Below are 19,352 nucleotides of genomic sequence, written 5' to 3' on the forward strand. Positions count from 1 at the left end.
CCGTTTCAGGGCGCCGTCCAGGGCCGGAGCTTCTCGGGGTTGCGCACCGCCCAGATGTGCGTGATCCGGTCACCGGCGACCTCGAAGGCGATCACCGCGAGCCCGGCCCCGTCCGCGCTGGCCACCAGGCCGGGCTGGCCGTTGACGGTCCGCTCCGCGATCGTGATGTCCGGGCCCTGCCCGGCGAGGTCGACGAGCAGGCGCGCGATCCGCTCGGCGCCCTCGACCGGGTGGAGCATGGCGCTGGCGAGGCCGCCGCCGTCGCCGACCGCGACGGCCGCCGGGTCGAGGAGGCCGATGAGGGCGTCGAGGTCCTTGGCCTCCCACGCCTCCCGGAACGCGCGGACGACGCGGGCACGCTGCGCCGCAGGCGTCACCGGCGTCGCGGACCCCCGCGCGCCGCGGACGCGGCGCCGGGCCGACGAGGCCAGCTGCCGGCAGGCCACCGGCGAGCGGCCGACGATCTCGGCCACCTCCGCGAAGGGGAAGCGGAAGACGTCGTGCAGGACGAACGCGACGCGCTCGGCCGGCGTCATCGAGTCGAGCACGACGAGGAAGGCCATGCTGACCGACTCGTCGAGCGTGACCCGGTCGGCCGGGTCGGCGGGCTCGGCGGTGGTGCCGCCCGTCCGGCCGTCGCCCCACTCCGCCGTCCCGGGCACCGGCTCGGGAAGCCACTCGCCCACGTAGCGCTCCCGCCGCGCCCGCGCCGAGCCGAGCAGGTCGAGGCAGACGCGGCCGGCGACCTTCGTCAGCCACGCGCCGGGCGAGACGATGGCGTCCTGCTGCTCGCGGGACATGGCGTACCAGCGGGCGTAGGTCTCCTGGACGACGTCCTCCGCGTCCGCCATGGAGCCGAGGAGCCGGTACGCGAGGCTGATCAGCCGGCGCCGCTCGCTCACGACCGCACTCAGCCCCGGATCGGACCCGCCCTCGGCCGCTTCGAATCCCGCACTCATGCTGCCGCCCCCTCGCTCGCCATCCTCCCGCACCCCCTTTGACGAAACACCCACCCAAAACGTGAGCGCGCCGGCTCGGCGGGTGAGGGTATTGCGCCCGGTGGTTTATGAATCTAATGTCAGCTTCATTCTTGTACGGATCGGAGCTGAGCATGTGCGACGGGCAGGCGGGCGGGACGGCGGACGGGCGGCCTTCGCGGCGGGCCGTGATCGGGTCGGCGGCCGTGGTGGGGGCCGCGGCCCTCGGGGCGGTGGGAGTGCCGGGGCGGGCACTGGCGGCGCCGGAGCGCGGGCGGCCGGACGGCGCGCGGACGCGGCTGGTGCTGCTCGGTACAGCGGGCGGCCCGGTGCCGATCGCGGAGCGGTTCGGGATCTCCAGCGCCGTCGTGGTCGGCGACCGGACGTACCTGTTCGACGCCGGACGCGGGTCGGCCAGCCAGTACGTGCGGGCGGGTCTGCCGCTGAAGTCGCTGCGGGCCGTGTTCGTGACGCATCTGCACGCCGACCACACGGCCGACCTGTTCAACTACCTGATGCTGGCGCAGGCCAGCCCGGACGGGGACGCGCTGGTCCCGCCGGTGGAGGTGTTCGGGCCGGGGCCGGCGGGCGCGATGGGGCCGCCGTTCGCGGGCCCGCGCCCGGTGCCGGACGTGAACCCGGACAACCCGACGCCGGGCCTGAACGACCTGATCAACGGCAGCCTCAACGCGAACGCCTACACGTTCAACATCTACGGCCGGGAGGGCGCGACGCCCATCCATCCGGAGTCGATCCTGAAGCTCACCGACATCGACGTGTCCCGGACGGGTGCCGACCCGCTGAAGAACCGCGCGCCGCGAATCCGGCCGTTCACCGTGTTCGAGGACGACCGCATCCGGGTGCAGGCCACGCTGGGCGCGCACGGGCTGGTGTTCCCCGCGTTCGGCTTCCGCTGCGAGACGCCGGACGGAGTGATCACCTTCTCCGGCGACACGGCGTACCACGAGAACATCATCGAGCTGGCGCACCGCAGCGACGTCCTCGTCCACGAGGCGGTCAGCGTGGACTACTACAAGGACAAGAACCAGAACGAGGCCTTCATCGAGCACCTGAAGGAGGCGCACACCGACGTCACGCAGGTCGGCGATGTGGCGCGCCGGGCGGACGCCGGGAAGCTCGTGCTCAGCCATCTCGGTCCGGCCAAGCCGAGCATGGTGCCCGACCGGACCTGGTACCAGGGCGCCCGGAAGTCGTACCGCGGGCCGGTGATGGTCGGGAACGACCTCGTCACGGTGCCGCTGCGCGGGAAGCGGGGCTGACGGCGTGGAACGATCCATCGAGCGCCTCGCGGACGAGTTCATCGCGGCCGTGGAGACCGGCGACCTGGACGCCATCCGCACGTCCCTCTACGCCCCGGACGCGCAGATCTGGCACAACACCGACGACCGGGTGATCGGCTGCCTGGATCCGTGGCGTCCGGCGAAGCGCTGAGCGGGAACCGTGCCCGGCACACCGGAGCCGGGCACGGTTCAGGGACGTCCGCCGTTATCGGAAGCGCTTGCCGAGCCAGGAGGCGATCAGGTCGGCGAGTTCGCCGCGCGCGCCCTCGGGCGTGAGGAAGTAGTGGTCGCCGGACAGGTCGTGGCGCTCCTTGTCCTGCGCGGCCAGCGCGTCGTACATCGCGGCGGCGTCGCTGGGGAACACGCCGGTGTCGGCGTCGGCGTTGACGACCAGCGACGGGACGGTGATGCGCGCCAGGTGCGGGTGGGCGCGGGTCTGCGAGTCGTCCAGGCTCCACAGGTTCAGCCAGGTCCGCAGCGTGCAGGCAGCGGCGATCCCGAACACCGATCGGTTCGCGCGCTCCGGCTTGCCTGGATAGCAGCTGTTCGGACGCCGGTTCGTCGGCTCGATGGACGGGTCGACCATGCGCGGGTCGGCCCACGTGCGGAACACGCTGAACGGGCGGTCGTGGTACCCGGCGGCGGACAGCCGGGCCAGTTCGTCCTTCACCCAGGCGGTGATGCGCCGGTTGCGGACCTCCTGCGCGGCGCGGTACCGGGCGAGGAACTCGGGGCTGTACGGCGGGCCGTTCTCCGGGTCGAACAGGTCGAGGGACGGGTCGGTCGCGACCGGGTCGGACTCGTCGGTGACCGAGGCGTCCATCCAGGACGTGAGCACGTCGGGACGGCCGAGGTGCGCGGCGACGGAGATGTAGGCGTCGGCGGCGGGCAGGTCGTCCACTCCGGCGGCGAGGCGCAGGCCCGGCAGCGTCGTGACGTTCGGCTCGACGGCCTGCGACTGGTAGGCGGCCATCAGCGAGCCGCCGCCGGAATTGCCGAGCAGCACGACGGTCTCGACGCCCGCGACCTCGCGCAGCCAGCGCACGCCGACGCCGATGTCGACGAGCGCGTGATCCAGCAGGAAGTGGCTCTCGTCGCCGCGGAAGCGCGTGTTCCAGCCGAGGAACCCGAAGCCGCGCTCGGCCATGTACTCGGCGAGGTAGTGCTCGGCGAAGTCGATCTGGTAGTGCGTCGCGATGAAGGCGACCTTCGGCTTCGTGCCCGCGCGCCGGTGGTAGAGGCCCTGGCAGGGGTGGCCGCCCGCGCCGGCCCGGCCGATCGTCGGGGAGGGGAGGCCCACGAAGGTGCGTTCGATCGTCATGCTGCTCCGTCCTGTCGTGCGGTGGCGGCGTCGAGGGTGCTCCGGAAGTCGCGCGCCCCGGCGGTGATCCAGGCGTCGTAGGAGGTGTAGAGGAAGCGGGCGCCGAGCCCGACGAACCGGTCGATCTGGTCGGCGGGGCACAGCGTGCCGGGCGCGGTTCCGACGGCCGCTATCCGGGCGAGCGTTTCGTCGATGGCGCCCGCGACCTCGGGGTGGTCGGGACGGCCCTGGTGCCCCATCGCCTGCGCGAGGTCGTTCGGCGCGACGAACACGACGTCGATCCCGGGCACGGCGGCGATCTCCTCCGCATTGCGGAGCGCGCCCGGGTCTTCGAGTTGGACGACGAGGACGGTCTGGTCGTTCTCCTCGTCCAGGAAGCCCGGACGGCCGTAGGAGCGGCGCCCCCGCGACACCCCGCGCGCGCCCTGCGGCGCGAACTTGGCGGCGGCGACCAGCCGCCGCGCCTCCTCGGCCGTGCTGACCTGAGGCACGACGATGCCGTGCACGCCGAGGGTCAGCGCGCGCGCCACCAGCGACGGTTCCAGCGTGCGCACCCGGTACATGGCGGTCATGTCCCACAGCTCGCAGGCTCGGCTGAGGTCGCCGATGCGGTCCCAGGTCACCGCGCCGTGCTCGCCCTCCAGCCACAGCCCGTCGAAGCCGAGTTGCCCGACGAAGTCGGCGGTGTCGGACGTCGCGGAGTGCCCGGCCACGACGACCGCGACCTCTCCGCTGACCAGCGCCCGCTTCACCCGGTTGCCGCGCGACGGGCCGGTCATCCGACGCTCCGTCCGTCGGCGGGCCAGTAGGCGGCCCGGAGATCGCGCTTGAGGATCTTGCCGCTGGGGTTGCGGGGAAGGTCGTCCACCACGTCGACCGAGGTCGGGCACTTGTAGTGCGCGAGCCGCTCGCGGCAGTAGGCGATGACGTCCTCCTGCGCGGGCGGTGTTCCCCGCGCGACGACGAGGGCCTTCACGGTCTCGCCCCACCGCTCGTGCGGAACCCCGATGACCGCCGCGTCGGCGATGGCGGGATGCGCCATCAGCACGTTCTCGACCTCGACCGGGTAAATGTTCTCGCCGCCGGACACGATCATGTCCTTCACCCGGTCGGTGACGAACAGGTAGCCGTCGGCGTCCAGGTGGCCCGCGTCGCCGGTGCGGAACCAGCCGTCCGGGGTCATCGCGGCGGCCTGCTCGGCGGGCCGGTTGCGGTACCCGGCCATCACCATGTCGCTGCGCGTCCAGATCTCGCCGACGTCCCCGGTGGGCAGCGGCTCGCCGGTCGCCGGGTCGCGGACGGACAGCTCGACGCCCTCGACAGCGCGCCCCGCAGACGCCAGCCGGTGCTCGGGCGCGCCCGGCGCGTGGTCGGCCGGGCCGAGGAAGGTGATCGGCCCGCACGTCTCGGTGAGGCCGTACCCCTGGACGAGGTCGCAGCCGAGCAGCTCCCGCGCCTCGACCAGGACGGCCGGCGCGACCGGCGAGCCGCCGTAGATCAGCGTCCGGAGCCGCGAGAAGTCGGTCTCCTGCGCGACGGGATCGCGGACGAGCATCCGCAGCAGCGCCGGGACGACCAGCGCGTGCGTCACCCGCTCCGCCTCCAGCAGCCGCAGCACGCCCGCCGGGACGATGTCGCGCACGTACAGCGCGTGCGCACCGACGCCGAGGCACAGGAACAGCCAGCCGCTGCCCGAGACATGGAAGGTGGGCGCGGGCACGAAAACGGTGTCGCCGGGGCCGATCGTCCACGGCGCGGGCTTGGCGAGGTTCGCGGCCGCGTTCCGGTTGGCGAGCTGCACGCCCTTCGGGCGGCCGGTCGTCCCGGACGTGTAGAAGAGGAACGCCACGTCGTCGGGTTCGGCGGGCAGCTCTGGATCGTCGGCGTCATGGCCGGCCAGCCACGCGTCGAGCGGGACGGCCGTCCCGCCGGCCACCACCTGCGGCTCGGCGCCGTCCTCCGCCGGGAGCCCGAGCAGCGGCAGGAACTCCGGTTCGCACACCACCGCGACCGGCTCGGCGTCGGCGATCACCTCGGCCGTCTCCGGCTGGGACAGCCGCCAGTTCAGCGGAACCCCCATGGCCCTGGCCTTGGACGCCCCGACGAGGGTCACCGCCCAGGTGGTGGCGTCGCGGCCGAGGAAGGCGACGCGGTCGCCGGGCGCGGCCCCGGCGGCGAGCAGGGCGCGGGCGAGGCGGGAGCTCAGCCCGTCCAGCTCGCCGAAGGTGAGCGAGCGGCCGCCGCCCGTCGACACCGCCGCGGCGTCCGGCCGCTCCCGCGCCCAGCGCCGGACCATCCCGGCCGGAGATCCGTCCAACGCCATGCGGCCTCCTCGATGGAAAATAAATCTGACGTTGGAATCATGTTAGAGGCGCACGAGGTTTGACAAGCCCCGCCTCGTCCGCATCCGCCCTGCTAGTCGGCCCGCCAGTAGATCGCCCGGTACCAGATCTCGCCGAGGGTGCGGATCGCCGCCTCGTCGTCGATGTCGGCGTCCTCGCCGGCGCCGGCGAGGCGGTCGTAGCAGAACTGGTTGAGCATCGCGACGATCGCCGCGGCCGTGAGTCCGGGGTCGACACCGGGGCAGTAGCCCTCGCGCTGGGCGCGCCGGACGCTCTCGGCGATGCTGTCCACCGCGTCGTCGCACAGCTCCCGCCAGTGCCCGGCGAACTCCTCGTTGATCATGGCGAGCTGGAAGACGCCGACCATCTCGGCGAGCCGTTCGCGGTAGGTCAGCCAGTGCGCGCGCGCCGACTCCATGACGCGCTCGCGGGGCGGCACGCCGTGCTTGTAGGCGACCACCGCGCGGGCCTTGGCCTCGGCGCGGAAGTCGTCCGCCCAGTGGGCGAGCAGGTCTTCCTTGGAGTCGTAGTAGTTGTAGAAGGAGGCGGGCGAGCGGCCGGCCTCCTGCGCTATGTCGGCGACCGTCATCGCGAGGAAGCCCTTGCGAGCGATGATCCGGCGGGCGGCGGCCTCGATGGCGGCGAGCGTCTTGCGCCCGCGCACGGTCGGACGCGTGGTCTGATCCTTCTCCACACCTGAACCTAACACCGGTTTCTCCTCCCGCCGGTGGCCCGTCCGCACGTCCCGGGTCTTTACAGCGAGGCCGAGGCGAGGGAGCATATAAATCTGACGTTAGTATTAGTTTATCGATCCGGAGGAGTGAACGTGATGAGCGCAGCGAGCACGGGCGGCGAGGAGCCGGCCTTCCGCATCCGCGGCTTCAACCACGTCGCGCTGGTCTGCTCGGACATGAAGCGCACCGTGGACTTCTACGGCGGCGTCCTCGGCATGAAGCTGATCAAGACGCTGGACCTGCCGGGCGGGATGGGCCAGCACTTCTTCTTCGACGCGGGCAACGGCAACTCGCTCGCGTTCTTCTGGTTCCCGAACTCGCCGGACGCCGCGCCCGGCGTCGCCGCCCCGGTGACCGTGCCGGGCTTCGGCGAGTGGATCAGCGCGATCGGCTCCCTGAACCACGTGGCGTTCGACGTCCCGCCCGACATGTTCGAGGAGTACCGGGCCCGGCTCAAGGCCAAGGGCGTGAAGGTCGCGCCGATCGTCAACCACGACGACAGCGAGACCCAGGTCGCGCGGGAGATGCACCCCGGCGTCTACGTGCGGTCCTTCTACTTCCAGGACCCCGACGGCATCCTGCTGGAGTTCGCCTGCTGGCTGCGCGACTTCACGCCCGAGGACGTCGCGCACGAACCGCGCACCGCCGCCGACCGCCACGCTCCCGTCACCGGCTGACGGCCGTGCAGAGCTGGATCCACGTCCTCGAATGGCGCGCGTCGGCGCACCGCGACCGGACCGCCGTCCGCGACGACCGCGGCACCCGCCTCACCTACGGGGAGCTGCTGGACGCGGTGGAGCGGCGCGCGGGCGGCTGGGCCGCGCTCGGGATCGGGGACGGCGACGTCGTCGCGGTCATGGCGCGCAACAGCGCCGACTTCCTCGTCCACGCGCTGGCGCTGATGCGGTCGGGCGCGATCCCCGCGTTCGTCAACTGGCGGCTCGCCGCTCCCGAGCTGGAGCGGCTCTGCGCGCTGCTCACCCCGGTCGCCGCCGTCGCCGACCCCGCCTTCACCGGCACGGTCGACGCGGCCGCCCCCGGCCTGCGCGCCAGGGTCGCGATCGGGACGGCGGACGGCGGCTGGCTCCCCGACACCGGGCTCGACGCGCCCCCGCCGCCGCGTCCGGCCGAACGGCTCTCCGCCACGGGCGTGTCCGGGCTGATGCACACCAGCGGCACCACCGGACGGCCCAAGGCGATCCCGCTGGACAACGCCTCCCTCATCCGCAGCCTGTCCGGCTTCGCGATCGAGATCGGCGATCAGGTCCCCGGGTCCCGGCACCTGCAGCTGATGCCGCTTTTCCACCTGGCCGGGTTCGCGCAGGCGATGCAGTGCGTGCTGACGGCCGGGGAGCTGATCGTGCACGGCGCGTTCGATCCGGGCGCCGTCGTGGACGCGATCGAGGCCGACCGCGTCGAGTTCTTCACCGCCGGGCCCACGCTGATCGACATGCTGGTCGCCGAGGTGCGGGGCCGTCCCGTCCGGCCCGACCTGTCGTCGCTGCGGGAGATCCAGTACGGCTCCGCCCCGATCACGCCGGCGTCGCTGCGCGCGGCCCTCGACACCCTCGGCTGCCGGTTCCGCCAGATCTACGGCAACACCGAATGCCAGTCGTTCATCAGCCTGCTGCACCCCGACGACCACGTCCCGGACGGCCCGCACCTGGCCAGCGCGGGGAACGTCACGCTCGGCTGGGAGGTCCGCGTCGTCGGACCGGAAGGCGCGGACGTGCCGCCCGGCGAGCCCGGCGAACTGCTCATCCGCGGCGACTCCCTGACGACCGGCTACTGGCGCGACCCCGACGCCACCGCCGCCGCGTTCACCCCGGACGGCTGGTACCGCACCGGCGACGTCGTCCGCATCGACGCGGACGGCTACCTGTTCGTCGTGGACCGCGCCAAGGACATGATCATCAGCGGCGGGGAGAACGTCTTCCCCGCCGAGGTCGAGGCCGCGCTCGCCGAGCATCCGGACGTGGCGGAGGTCGCGGTGATCGGCGTCCCGGACGAGCGCTGGGGCGAGGCCGTCCACGCCGTCGTCGTCGCCGTCCCGGGCACCGCGCCCGGCGAGCGCGAGCTGATCGCCTGGATCAGGGACCGGATCGCGCACTTCAAGTGCCCGCGCAGCGTCGAGTTCGCCGCCGCCCTCCCCCGCAACGCCACCGGCAAGGTCGTCAAGACGGACCTGCGGAACGCCCGCCGCCGACCCGCCCGCCGACCGCGCCGCGTAGAGCCGCGGCTCCCGGGGTAGATCACCGTCACTGTCCGTGACGCTCCCGCGACGTCCGCTCGCGGTCGGCGTCCTCCCGCGAAGGAGCGGTCCGTGATCCCTGCCGACGAGCTGAGCGAGCCCGCCGTCCGCGCCCTGGTGAACGCGATCAACGCCAACGACGTGGCGACGTTCCGCGCCGCGCTCACCGCCGACGCCACGATGAGCGACGACGGAACCGACCGCGACCTGGGCCAATGGGCCGACCGCGAGATCTTCGGCGCCAACGGCCACATGGACGTGGAGTCCGAGGAGGATGGCGGGTGCTCGCTCGTCGCCCACTACCGCAACGACACCTGGGGCAAGATGCGCACCCGGTGGCACTTCGACGTGAGCGACGGCAAGGTGCGCCGCTTCGAAACCGGCCAGGCCTGACCCGGCTCCCGCCGTTCAGCACCGGGCCGGGTCGCTCGCCAGTTCCGACTGTCCCACGCGGTCCGCAGCCTCTGCGAGTCCTTCACCGCGGCGGGCGGTTAGGAGGCGGCGCGGGCAGTCTGGAGGGTGTGGCCTTGCAGGATGGCGTCGAAGCGCTCCTCGGCGCGGTCGAGCTGGCCGGTGATGTGCCGCTTGACGGGGTCGTCCAGCGGGGTGTCCGGACGGGCGATCAGCTCCTTGAGCCCGGGGACCAGCGGCCGGTACTTGCGGGCGAGCTTGCGGACCTTCGGCCCGGTGGTGTGCATCAGCCCGACGCCGTTGTCGGTGAAGTCCGAGACCTTGATGATCCGCGCGGCGGGGTGGCGCTCCAGGCTCGCGGCGACGTGCGCGCGGTACTGGGCGTGGACGTCGCGGCTCCGGTCGTAGACCGGGTTCGTCACCGCCCGGACGAGGCCCGCCACGCGCGGTCCGAACTCGGCCTCCAGCACGGCCAGCGCCGCCTCGGCCGGCTCGTCGGGGCCGTCCCCGGCCAGGTCGGCGGGGTGGTCCTCGACGGAGTCGTGCAGCAGCGCGGCGACGAGCACGTCCACGTCGTCCACCCGGTAGTGGCACATGACGCGCAGGGTCACGCGGAGCAGGTGGTTGATCGTGGGCTCGCTGACCCGCCGGTCCTGCCGGTGCAGGTCGCTCGCCAGGGCCAAGGCGGTGCTGAGGCGCCGCCAGTCCGGTTCCGGGAAGCGCAGGATCTCGCGCGCGAACCGGTCGCGGAGTCCGGCCTCGCCGTACACCGCGGTGATCGTGTGGAGCGGAAGGGTCTCGAGAAAGCCGGGCACCGTGCTCCCCTCTCGCGGGAAGGAGTCCCCGGGTCCGGAGTGTGCGGTCCGTCCCGCGTACGGATGGGACGCGGCCGGTGATCATCCGGTTCCCGGCGATAGGGCAGGATCGGTCCGGCATGTCCCGGCCCCGGACACCGGAAGGACGATCCGATGACCCACTCCCTCGCCGACTTCCCCGGCCTGGTCGGCAAGGAACTGTTCCGCTCCGACTGGGTGCCTCTCGAAAGCGCGGACGAGGAGGCGTTCAGGGACGCGACGTTCCTGCGCGAGGAGTTCCTGGGCCGGCCGACGTCCGGCGGCGGGTCCGGCGAGCGGTCGGTCTCGGGGTTCCTGATGCTGTCGATGCTGGTGGCGTTCCACAAGCGGGAGCTGGACCTCGGCTCCGGCGGCCTGAACTACGGCGTCGACAAGGTCCGGTTCCTGCGGCCCGTGCGGACCGGCCACCGCGTCCGGGTGCGCGCGATCCTGCTCGACCTCCGGCGGAAGGACGGCGGGACGCGCGTCCTGACCCGCAACGAACTTGAAGTCGAGGGGGACGGCTCCCCGGCGATGATCGCCGACTGGATCACGTTCTTCCCGCACGACGACGCGCCCTGAGCCGCCGACGAGCGGGCGGGTTCCCACTGAGCGAGACATGGTGCTGTTATCGGGACCGTCGTCCTGCACAGTCCGAAGGTCAGGTCCCTCAGCCCGAAGGAACCGCAGCATGGCCGGCTGGAGTCATCGGTACGCGCACATCAACGGCCTCGACGTCCACTACGTGGAGCAGGGGCGAGGACCGCTCGTGGTCCTCCTGCACGGATTCCCGCACCTCTGGTTCAGCTGGCGGCACCAGATCGGGCCGATCGCGGACGCGGGTTTCCGGGTCGTCGCGCCCGACATGCGCGGGATGGGGCGGACGAGCGGCCCGGACGACCACCGCGAGTACGGCGTCGAGCGGATCGTCGGGGACCTCACCGGCCTCCTCGACCATCTCGGCGAGGAACGGGCGGTGTTCAGCGGCCTCGACTTCGGTCTGTTCGCCGCCTACGACCTCGCGTACCACCATCCGGAGCGCGTCGCGGCGATCATCGGGCTGGAGAACCCGTTCTTCACGCCGAGCGAGGAATCGCCGCTGACGCTCGCCGCACGGCAGGCCCGGCGGCACTTCAACCACATCCACTACTTCGCCGAGCCGGGCGTCGCCGACCGCGACCTGGCCGCGGCGCCGCGCGAGTTCCTGCGCAAGGTGTTCTACGCGCTGTCCAGCGACTACCACTACCTCGACGTCTGGCGGCAGCCGCCGGGGACGACGTACATCGACGCCCTGCCGGAGGCCCCGCCCCTTCCGTGGACGTGGATGACCGACGCGGAGCTGGAGTTCTACGTCGCCGACTACAGCCGCAGCGGATTCACCGGCGGCCTGAACTGGTACCGCGCCATGGACCTGTCCTGGGAGCACCGCAAGTCGTACCGGGGCAGGAAGAACCCCGTGCCGTACTTCTTCATCGGCAGCGAGCAGGACGCCGACCTGGAAGGCTGGCACGGCGACGACCCGCTGAACAAGCTGCACGAGCACTACGACGACGTGCGCGACGTCCGGATGCTCAAGAACGCGGGTCACATGATGCAGATGGAGAAACCCGAGGAGACCACCGCGACCATGCTGCAATTCCTCGCGAGGAGCGATGAATGGGCCTGACCGACAACCGGGTGGCGGTGGTCACCGGCGCGAGCCGCGGCGCCGGGAAGGGCATCGCGCTGGCCCTCGGCGAGACCGGGGCGACGGTGTACGTCACCGGGCGCACCCGCGCGGAGGGCGACGCGGACCTGCCCGGCACGGTGTTCGCCACCGCCGAGGAGATCACCGCGCGCGGCGGCACCGGCGTCCCGGTGGTCTGCGACCACTCCGACGACGCGCAGGTCAAGGCCCTGTTCGAGCAGGTCGGGCGGGAGAGCGGCACGCTGGACGTCCTGGTCAACAACGCGTTCACGATCCCGGACGGCCTGACCCGCAAGGGCCCGTTCTGGGAGAAGCCGCTGGCGTTGCAGAGCATGTTCGACGTGGGAATGCGGTCGGCGTACGTGGCGACCTACTACGCCGCGCCATTGCTGATCCGCGGCGACGCCGGTCTCGTCGTCAACACGTCGTCATTCGGCGGGCACTGCTATATGCACGGCCCCGCCTACGGCGCCGGAAAGGCGGCCGTGGACAAGATGGCCCACGACATGGCCGTCGATTTCCGCCCCTACAACGTGGCCGTCATCTCGCTGTGGATGGGCCTGCTCAAGACCGAGCGGAACAAGGCGATGTTCGACGGCGTCCCCGACAAGTACGCCTCGTTCGCCGCCGGAGCCGAGTCGCCGGAATTCAGCGGGCGGGTCATCGACGCGCTCGCGCGGTCCGCGGAGCCGATGAAATGGACCGGGCAGGTGCTCATCGGCGCGGAGCTCGGCGAGGAACTCGGCGTCGTCGACACCGACGGCTCCCGGCCGCGCTCGCACCGCGGCATGCTCGGCGCCCCTCCGTCGTACAACCCGGCCGTCGTGGAGTGAGACCGGCTCCGGTCAGCACAGCAGGGCCGTGACGGCGAGCGCGGCGTCCGCCAGCCAGACGGCGACGGCCAGCCTGCGCAGAGGAGCGTAAGCGCGCGGGAGGCCGGCCGGCGGGCCGCCCGCGTGGCGTCCGCGCTGCCGCAGGCGCCGTCCGCGCCGCCTCCGGCGCGTCCCGCCGGTGGCCCGCATGTGCATCCCGGCACCGGTGACCATGAGCCCCCCAGAAACCGCGCGGAACAGCTTCCGCCCCCGTCGTCGTCCACCAATGACATTAACCCGCGACACATTCGCGAATCGCTGGAAAGGGCTGCGATAAGCGACCCTTATGTAACTCTTAATCAAGCGCTGATTAACTGTTAAGCGCCGTCGGCGGCGTTATGCCCGGCGCGTTCGGCGCACGGTTCGTTCCGGTACGCCGGGTCGATGGCCTATCGTCCAGCTGTGGCCTCGATCCTGCTGGTGGAAGACGACGAGCACGTGCGGCGTGCGCTGATCCGCGAGCTGACCGGGCTGGGGCATGCGGTCCGCAGCGCGGGACGGGCGCTGGACGCGCTCCGCGAGGCGACCGCCGCCACCCCCGAGGTCGTCGTCCTGGACCTCGGGCTGCCCGACCTCGACGGCGGCGAGGCGCTGAAGATGCTGCGCGCCGTCTCCGACGTGCCGGTGATCGTGGCGACCGCGCGGGACGGCGAGGCCGAGATCATCCGGCTGCTCGGCGCGGGCGCCGACGACTACGTGGTCAAGCCGTTCTCCGCCGACCACCTGCACGCCCGCGTGGAGGCGGTGCTGCGGCGCGCACGCGGGCAGTCGCGCCGCGACGCCGTCGTGCTCGGCGAGCTCCGCGTCGACCTCGAACGACGCCAGGCGTCCATGGGCGGCGCGCCGCTGCGGCTGTCGCGCCGCGAGTTCGACCTGCTGGGGTACCTGGCGGAGAACGCGGGGCGGGTCGTCGGCCGGCGGGAGTTGCTGGCGAAGGTGTGGCAGCAGCCCTACGGCGACGACCAGACGATCGACGTGCACCTGTCGTGGCTGCGCCGCAAGATGGGCGAGAACGCCGCCGCACCCCGCTACCTGCACACCGTTCGGGGCGTCGGCGTCATGCTCACCGGCCCCGAGTGAGCGGGCGGAGGCTCAGTACTCGTAGACCTGGACGATCGGCGGATGGCCGTTCCAGGTGGCGAACACCGCGGAGCCGTGCGCGCCGTCGGTGAGGTCGACGCGCAGCCAGCCGGCCTTCCGCCACGTCTTCGCCTCGAACCCGCTGTCGGGCACGGCCGACACGAGCCGCGCCGACGCCGAGGTCAGCGAGAGCACGACGCGTCCTGACCGCACCACGTACGTGCGGACCTTCCCTGACGCCGACGGGCTCGCGCTCGGCGATGTGGGCGCGGTGCCGCGAGCCCCGGCGGACGCCGTCGGCGACACCGAACGGCGCGGAGCCGAGGCCGGCGCGGACGGCGAAGCGGTCGACGGCGGGGCGGGCGGACGGCCGCGCTGCACGGGAACGTTGGCCGCGAGGTCCGGTGCGGGCAGCGTGGTGCCGCGCAGCGCGTGGCCGACCCCGGCCCAGCTGATCGCGATGCCCGCCGCCGTGGTGGCGATCCACACGGCGGTGAAACGAAAACGAACCCGCATTGGCCTAGTATCTCCCCCAGCGCGACCAATTCGCCCTGGTATCCGGATGAAACGCAAGCCGCGGAAGGCCGCATCGTCCCGCGCCGCATCGTCCCGCGCCGGAGCGACCCGCCGGAGCGACCGCCCGGGCGACCCGACCCGGGAGAGAGCCGATGAGAGGTGCGCTGGCGCGGATCGCGACGGCCGTGACCGCCATGGTGGCGCTGTCGTTCGTCGTCCCGCTCGCCCTGCTGGTCGGGCAGATGGCGCACGACCGGGCGCTGGCCTCCGCCGCGCAGCAGGCCGCGTCCCTCGAACCGGTCCTCACCGTCACCGCCGCGCCCGCCCCGCTCGCCGACGCGGTCGGCTCCACGCCCGCCGGGGCCGCCGGACGGCTCGCGCTGCACCCGCCGCAGGGCTCCGCGATCGGCGCGGCGCACGCCACGGCCGCCGACGTGGCGAAGGCGCGCCGCCTCCGCCGCGCGTTCACCGCGTCCGCGTCCGGCGGGACGGTCCTGCTCACCCCCGCGCTGCTGGACGCCGACCGCGTCGCCGTCATCGAGGTGTACGTGCCGGACGCGGACCTGAACCGGGGCGTGGCGCGGTCGCGGACGATCCTCGGGCTCGTCGCGGTCGCGCTGGTGCTGGTGTCGGTCGCGATGGCCGACCGGCTCGCCGTCCGGGTCGTGCGGGCCGCCGAGGGGCTGGCGAACGCGGTGACCCGGGTCGGCGACGGCGACCTCGCCGCCCGCGTCGCGCCCGGCGGGCCGCACGAGCTGCACGACGCCGGGACGGCCTTCAACCGGATGGCGGACCGGCTCGTCCGGCTGCTGGAGGCCGAGCGCGAGTCGGCCGCCGACCTGTCGCACCGGCTGCGCACCCCGCTGACCGCGCTGCGGGTGAACCTCAACGGCCTGGCCGGCAACCCCGCCGACCCGGACCGGATGGCGCACAGCCAGGACGCGCTGAGCCGGCTGGAGGAGACCGTCGACCAGATCATCGCGACGGCGCGGCGGCCGGCCGGGGAGCGTCCGGGCTGCGACGCCGCCGCCGTGGTCCGGCGCCGGCTGGAGTTCTGGTCGGCCCTCGCTGCCGACCAAGGCCGCGCCTGCGAGGTGGTCCTGCCGGACGGCGCCACTCCGGTGCCGGTCGGCGAGGACGACCTGGTCGCGGCCGTGGACGCGCTGCTCGGCAACGTCTTCCGGCACACGCCGCAGGGCACCGCGCTGTCGGTCACGCTGCACCGCGGCCGGTACTCCACCGGCCTGCTGATCGGGGACGCCGGGCCCGGCATCCCGGACGCGGAGGAGGCGCTGCGGCGCGGCGCCAGCGGCGCCGGCTCGACCGGCCTCGGCCTCGACATCGCCCGCCGGCTCGCCGAGTCGACCGGCGGTTCGCTGAACATCGGCGCGTCCCCGCTGGGCGGGGCGCAGATCGAACTGTGGCTGCGCACCGAGTCCAGGTCGCCATCCCGCAGGACGGGACGCCGCTCCCGCCGCCGTCCCCGCAAGTGAGCCGCCCGCGGTGATGCCAACGTCCCGCCCGCGCGGATCGGTCGGTGCGGGCGGGACGGGGCGAGACCGCGCGCCGGTCTCACGTTCCCGATGTCAGCCCCCGAAGGCGCGGGCGAAGTCGAACGGCTGCTGGACGATGCTGCTGCACGTCGGGTCGGCGTAGTTCTTCGCGCCTCCGGCGCACGGCTTGTCGCGGGTCGCCGACCACATCGACACCCAGGCCATGCCCTTGCCCTTGACGAACGCCGCGACCTTGCGGGCGTCCGCCACGGTGAACACCTCTGTCGCGACGTCGTTGACGCCGATCATCGGGGTGACCGCGACCCGCCGCCACGCCTGCGCGTCGCCGAGCCCGAAGACGCCCTTGACCTGCTGCTGCGTCGCGGTCGCGGCGTCGATGGCGTAGTCGCCCATCTTCCCGGACGGGTCCGGGGCAGCGCCGTCGCCGTAGTCCATCGCCATGATGTTCACCGCGTCGATCTGGACGCCGTTGCCGGTCGCGTTCTTCAGCAGGTCGACGCCGTCCTGGGTGAGGCCCTGCGGGAGGACGGGCAGGGTGAACGACACCCGCAGGCCCGGGTGGTCGTGCTGCAGCGACGCGATCGCCTTGGCGCGGCGGTCGTTAGCGGCGTCGTCGGCTAGGGCGCCGCCCTCGACGTCGAAGTCGACCTTGGTGAGCGCGAACCGGTCGACGACCTTGCCGTAGGCGGCGGCGAGCGCGCCAGAGGTCGAGCACGACAGCGCGAGCTCGCTTCCGCTGGCGCCGCCGAACGACACGCGCACGTCGCCGCCCGCCTGGCGCACCGCGCCGATCTGCTGCGCGACCTTGTTGGCGTCCAGGTCCTCGACGCCGCCCCACTTGGGCGTGCAGGCGCCGCCGGACACCACGAAGGCCAGGTTGAACTCCTTGACGCCCGCCTCGGTGCCCGCCGCCTTCAGGTCGTAGGGCGGGTAGAGGCCGGTGTCGACGTAGGGGGCGAACACCGTCGTCCCGTCACCGGACTCCGGAGCCGGGGTCGTCTTCGTCGGTGTCGGGGTCGGGGTCGGGGTGGGCGTCGCCGTCTTGGACGGACCGGGCGACGGGCTCGCCGTCCGCGTCGCCGTCGGGCTCGGGCTCGGCGTGGGCGTGCCGGACGGGCGGCCGCTCGGCGTCGGCGACGGGGCCGGCGTCGCCTCGCAGGCCGCGCCCCCGATGCTGCAGCCCGTGGGGTCGCCGGTCCCCGCCGCCTCGTCCACGGCGAACCCGACCACGGCCGACCGCCCGGCGCCGAGGTCGCCGTTCCACTCCTCGTTCCGCACCGTCACGTGCCGGCCGGTCACGCTGTACCGGCCGTTCCACAGGCTGGTGAGCCGGGCGCCGGACGGCAGGTCGAACGCGAGGTCCCAGCCGTGGGTGGTCTCGGTACCGGCGTTGGTGACCGTGTACTGCGCGGTGTAGCCGGTCCCCCAGTCGCCGACCTTGGCGTAGGACGCCCTGATGGCCTCGGCGCTCGCCGTCCCCGGCAGCAGCACCAGCGCGCCGGCGACGGCACCGGCCGCGGCCACCGCTCCGGCGGCCGCGAAGTATCCCCGTCCTCGACGTCGGCGCCGGGGGGTGGCTGGCATGGCGGTCCTCCTCAGGACTGGCGATCAGGGGCAACGGCGCCAAGCTAGGGCGTTCCGCCGCATGTCAGGCCGCTCTTAGTGAGCTGTTAAGCCGTTCCTGATCAGGCCCTAAGCAAGATCGTCCGCCGGCGGCTCACCCGTCCTTGCGCGGGACGTAGAGACGGATGTCGTCGACGACGGCCTCGCCCTCGTAGTAGTTGAGGTGCGGGTCGCCGATGACGAACGAGTCGGGGTAGGCCGAGCCCTTCGGCCACGTGTGCTTGGTGACGTACGTGCCGGCGGGACCCTTGTGGACGAGCTTGCGGTCGAAACGGCCGTCGTATTCGCCGGGCGTCTGGTTGTAGTGCCAGATCGGGCGGCCGTTCTCGATGAAGTCGTGGTGGACGCGCAATGTGGCCTGCCCGATGTGCAGGAACGGCCCGCTCATCTCCAGGGTGTAGCCGGTGCGGTCGCGCTCGACGGCGAACCGGTAGGACGCCTTCGGCAGCAGTTGCGGCTGCAATTCCGCGCTGGTCAGATGCCCGCTGAACCGCTTGCCGGGCCCGTACGGCTTGTCGAGGGAGGCGTTACCGCAGGCGGTCTTGGCGTAGTACTCGGTGCTGATGTTGTTGTCGGCGCCGCCGATGAACTTGTCGCCGCGCGCGAACAGCGCGTTCACGCCGTTGAAGGTGCCGTCGAACGTGCGGTACATCTTGCGGGTCTTCGGGTTGCAGGTCGCGGCGCTCTTCCAGCGGGGCTGGTCGCTGTAGTAGCCGTCCATGATGACCTTGCGCCGGAAATGGATGTCGGGGTTGCCGTGCGGCGCGGGCGTCGCGTAGTCGAGGATCGTCATGTAGTAGAAGCCGTTCTCCCGCGTCACGTCGTGGTACTGGCAACGCGACTTGCCGGAGAGCGCCCCGGTGAACGTCCACGGGTAGCGGGTCTTGCAGGCTTCCTTGGTGTAGCCGTTGTGCCGGCCGTTGTAGTCGAAGGTGCCGTGCCGTTTCCCGCCGAAGTCGATGCCGCGCAGCGTCATTTCCACTCGGTAATGCGGCGGCAGGGGGTGCGTCGGCCGGATCAGCACTCCGGCGTCCCAGCTCGGCTCGGAGAGCCGGGCGGCCTTCTGCCCGCCGGGCAGCGTCGTGGTGGACAGGCCGGGGCGCGAGTCAGGGTGCCCGTCGTGGTCCTTGTCGAGGGCGGCGACCTCGGCGGTGAGCCATCCGTGGCGGCCGAACGCGACGCGCTTGCGGAACACGTTGAGCGTGGACAGCTGCTTCCTGAACAGCGGGCCGCTCATCTTCGTCCAGGCCTCGCCGTCGTCGTCGAACGCGTCGACGTTCCACGGGCTGCGCTTGCCCTGCGGGTCCAGCCGCCACGCGGCCCCGTCGACGTGCAGCGGACGGTCGAAGTCCTCGGAGTCCAGGAGGACCCAGCGGCCCTTGCCCGGCGCCTTTCCGGCCGGCGCGTTCCCGGAGGACGCGCTCCCCGCGGTCGCGGGCCAGGCCAAGGAGGCGGTCGTCATGGTGGCCGCCCCGGCGGCGGCGATGGCGGCCATCCAGCTTCTCGTCACGGCGTGACTCCTTCTTCCCCGGAAACGGAGGCACCCTGTGCCCTCCGATGGTCAATCAGAGAGCGCGCCCGCCGTCCGCGGGCCGTTCGACATGCGGTCTTGCCGCTTTCTTGGCCGAGCCGGGCGGCCCGCCGGGGGACGAACCACACCAAGCCCGGATTTTTCTGTTATCGCCCGTACGGCGCGGGGTCTGCTGCGCGTTCGCACACCCCTGACAGAGAAGGATGTGGCATCGCCATGAGCAACCCCCATGCCCACGGCGGCGGACGGCCCCGCCCCGCACGGCGGCCGCGCCGGGCGTCCCGCCGCGCCGCCCTGCTGATCGCTGCCCACCTCCAGCGGCACGCCCAGCTCGCGCAACTCCTCCTTGTCGCGCTCGA

The 19,352-nt window shown here is 72.6% G+C and carries 20 protein-coding genes; 10 read left to right on the plus strand and 10 right to left on the minus strand.

Annotation, left to right across the window (positions count from 1 at the left end; translation table 11 throughout):
* Window positions 1-5: 5 nt before the first annotated feature.
* Entirely contained in the window at window positions 6-959 is a 954-nt protein-coding gene (gene sigJ / locus ABD296_RS20955; RefSeq protein WP_344269502.1) for an RNA polymerase sigma factor SigJ, read from the minus strand.
* Window positions 960-1,111: 152 nt separating this feature from the next.
* Between sigJ and ABD296_RS20960 the strand changes: the two genes are divergently transcribed.
* Together ABD296_RS20960 and ABD296_RS20965 are read left to right on the plus strand one after the other, a co-directional pair.
* Entirely contained in the window at window positions 1,112-2,257 is a 1,146-nt protein-coding gene (locus tag ABD296_RS20960) for an MBL fold metallo-hydrolase (protein ID WP_344269505.1), read from the plus strand.
* A 4-nt stretch (window positions 2,258-2,261) separates the two neighbouring features.
* Complete coding sequence (locus tag ABD296_RS20965; RefSeq protein WP_344269508.1) at window positions 2,262-2,429, plus strand: Cif family virulence factor; 168 nt, start codon at window positions 2,262-2,264, stop codon at window positions 2,427-2,429.
* Window positions 2,430-2,483: 54 nt separating this feature from the next.
* Here ABD296_RS20965 and ABD296_RS20970 read toward each other — a convergent pair whose 3' ends face one another.
* The 4 genes from ABD296_RS20970 to ABD296_RS20985 form a co-directional block, all read right to left on the minus strand.
* Window positions 2,484-3,599, minus strand: a complete 1,116-nt coding sequence (locus tag ABD296_RS20970; RefSeq protein WP_344269511.1) for an alpha/beta hydrolase family protein — start codon at window positions 3,597-3,599, stop codon at window positions 2,484-2,486.
* A complete protein-coding gene (locus ABD296_RS20975; RefSeq protein WP_344269514.1) occupies window positions 3,596-4,378 on the minus strand; it encodes an HpcH/HpaI aldolase family protein in 783 nt (260 codons plus the stop codon). The genes ABD296_RS20970 and ABD296_RS20975 overlap by 4 nt, the downstream gene beginning before the upstream one ends.
* On the minus strand, window positions 4,375-5,922 hold the full coding sequence (locus ABD296_RS20980) for a long-chain-fatty-acid--CoA ligase (RefSeq protein WP_344269516.1): 1,548 nt from the start codon (window positions 5,920-5,922) through the stop codon (window positions 4,375-4,377). The genes ABD296_RS20975 and ABD296_RS20980 overlap by 4 nt, the downstream gene beginning before the upstream one ends.
* A 92-nt stretch (window positions 5,923-6,014) precedes the next feature.
* A complete protein-coding gene (locus ABD296_RS20985; RefSeq protein ID WP_344269518.1) occupies window positions 6,015-6,635 on the minus strand; it encodes a TetR/AcrR family transcriptional regulator in 621 nt (206 codons plus the stop codon).
* Between the two features lie 135 nt (window positions 6,636-6,770).
* Between ABD296_RS20985 and ABD296_RS20990 the strand changes: the two genes are divergently transcribed.
* The 3 genes from ABD296_RS20990 to ABD296_RS21000 all read left to right on the plus strand — a co-directional run bounded on the left by ABD296_RS20990 (window position 6,771) and on the right by ABD296_RS21000 (window position 9,319).
* Window positions 6,771-7,352, plus strand: a complete 582-nt coding sequence (locus ABD296_RS20990) for a VOC family protein (RefSeq protein ID WP_344269521.1) — start codon at window positions 6,771-6,773, stop codon at window positions 7,350-7,352.
* A 5-nt stretch (window positions 7,353-7,357) separates the two neighbouring features.
* Window positions 7,358-8,926 (plus strand): class I adenylate-forming enzyme family protein, encoded by a 1,569-nt coding sequence (locus tag ABD296_RS20995; protein WP_344269523.1) that lies wholly within the window; start codon window positions 7,358-7,360, stop codon window positions 8,924-8,926.
* Between the two features lie 72 nt (window positions 8,927-8,998).
* Window positions 8,999-9,319, plus strand: coding sequence for a nuclear transport factor 2 family protein (locus tag ABD296_RS21000; RefSeq protein ID WP_344269525.1), 321 nt, complete (start codon window positions 8,999-9,001; stop codon window positions 9,317-9,319).
* 98 nt (window positions 9,320-9,417) lie between these two features.
* Here the strand turns inward: ABD296_RS21000 and ABD296_RS21005 are convergent, their stop codons facing one another.
* Complete coding sequence (locus ABD296_RS21005) at window positions 9,418-10,152, minus strand: HD domain-containing protein (protein ID WP_344269528.1); 735 nt, start codon at window positions 10,150-10,152, stop codon at window positions 9,418-9,420.
* A gap of 153 nt (window positions 10,153-10,305) precedes the next feature.
* Here ABD296_RS21005 and ABD296_RS21010 point away from each other — a divergent pair, with 153 nt between their 5' ends.
* From ABD296_RS21010 to ABD296_RS21020, 3 genes are all read left to right on the plus strand, one after another.
* Window positions 10,306-10,752, plus strand: a complete 447-nt coding sequence (locus ABD296_RS21010) for a hotdog family protein (RefSeq protein WP_344269531.1) — start codon at window positions 10,306-10,308, stop codon at window positions 10,750-10,752.
* A 109-nt stretch (window positions 10,753-10,861) separates the two neighbouring features.
* Complete coding sequence (locus ABD296_RS21015; protein WP_344269533.1) at window positions 10,862-11,836, plus strand: alpha/beta fold hydrolase; 975 nt, start codon at window positions 10,862-10,864, stop codon at window positions 11,834-11,836.
* Entirely contained in the window at window positions 11,827-12,690 is an 864-nt protein-coding gene (locus tag ABD296_RS21020; RefSeq protein WP_344269536.1) for an SDR family NAD(P)-dependent oxidoreductase, read from the plus strand. The genes ABD296_RS21015 and ABD296_RS21020 overlap by 10 nt, the downstream gene beginning before the upstream one ends.
* A gap of 12 nt (window positions 12,691-12,702) precedes the next feature.
* On the opposite strand, the gene ABD296_RS21025 is transcribed toward ABD296_RS21020, so the two are convergent.
* Window positions 12,703-12,903, minus strand: coding sequence for a hypothetical protein (locus ABD296_RS21025; RefSeq protein WP_344269539.1), 201 nt, complete (start codon window positions 12,901-12,903; stop codon window positions 12,703-12,705).
* Window positions 12,904-13,131: 228 nt separating this feature from the next.
* Here ABD296_RS21025 and ABD296_RS21030 point away from each other — a divergent pair, with 228 nt between their 5' ends.
* Window positions 13,132-13,809 carry a response regulator transcription factor gene (locus ABD296_RS21030; protein WP_344269542.1) on the plus strand — a complete coding sequence of 226 codons (678 nt, stop codon included), beginning with the start codon at window positions 13,132-13,134 and terminating at the stop codon, window positions 13,807-13,809.
* Window positions 13,810-13,821: 12 nt separating this feature from the next.
* Here ABD296_RS21030 and ABD296_RS21035 read toward each other — a convergent pair whose 3' ends face one another.
* The gene (locus tag ABD296_RS21035; RefSeq protein ID WP_344269545.1) at window positions 13,822-14,325 is read right to left on the minus strand and encodes a hypothetical protein; all 504 of its coding nucleotides are present in this window, start codon (window positions 14,323-14,325) and stop codon (window positions 13,822-13,824) included.
* A gap of 152 nt (window positions 14,326-14,477) precedes the next feature.
* Between ABD296_RS21035 and ABD296_RS21040 the strand changes: the two genes are divergently transcribed.
* A complete protein-coding gene (locus ABD296_RS21040) occupies window positions 14,478-15,818 on the plus strand; it encodes a sensor histidine kinase (RefSeq protein ID WP_344269548.1) in 1,341 nt (446 codons plus the stop codon).
* Window positions 15,819-15,911: 93 nt separating this feature from the next.
* Here the strand turns inward: ABD296_RS21040 and ABD296_RS21045 are convergent, their stop codons facing one another.
* A complete protein-coding gene (locus ABD296_RS21045; RefSeq protein ID WP_344269551.1) occupies window positions 15,912-17,423 on the minus strand; it encodes a cellulose binding domain-containing protein in 1,512 nt (503 codons plus the stop codon).
* A 133-nt stretch (window positions 17,424-17,556) separates the two neighbouring features.
* Complete coding sequence (locus tag ABD296_RS21050; RefSeq protein WP_344269553.1) at window positions 17,557-18,972, minus strand: hypothetical protein; 1,416 nt, start codon at window positions 18,970-18,972, stop codon at window positions 17,557-17,559.
* Between the last annotated feature and the right edge of the window lie 380 nt (window positions 18,973-19,352).

Source organism: Actinomadura napierensis, from assembly GCF_039529375.1.
Taxonomy (GTDB): domain Bacteria; phylum Actinomycetota; class Actinomycetes; order Streptosporangiales; family Streptosporangiaceae; genus Spirillospora; species Spirillospora napierensis.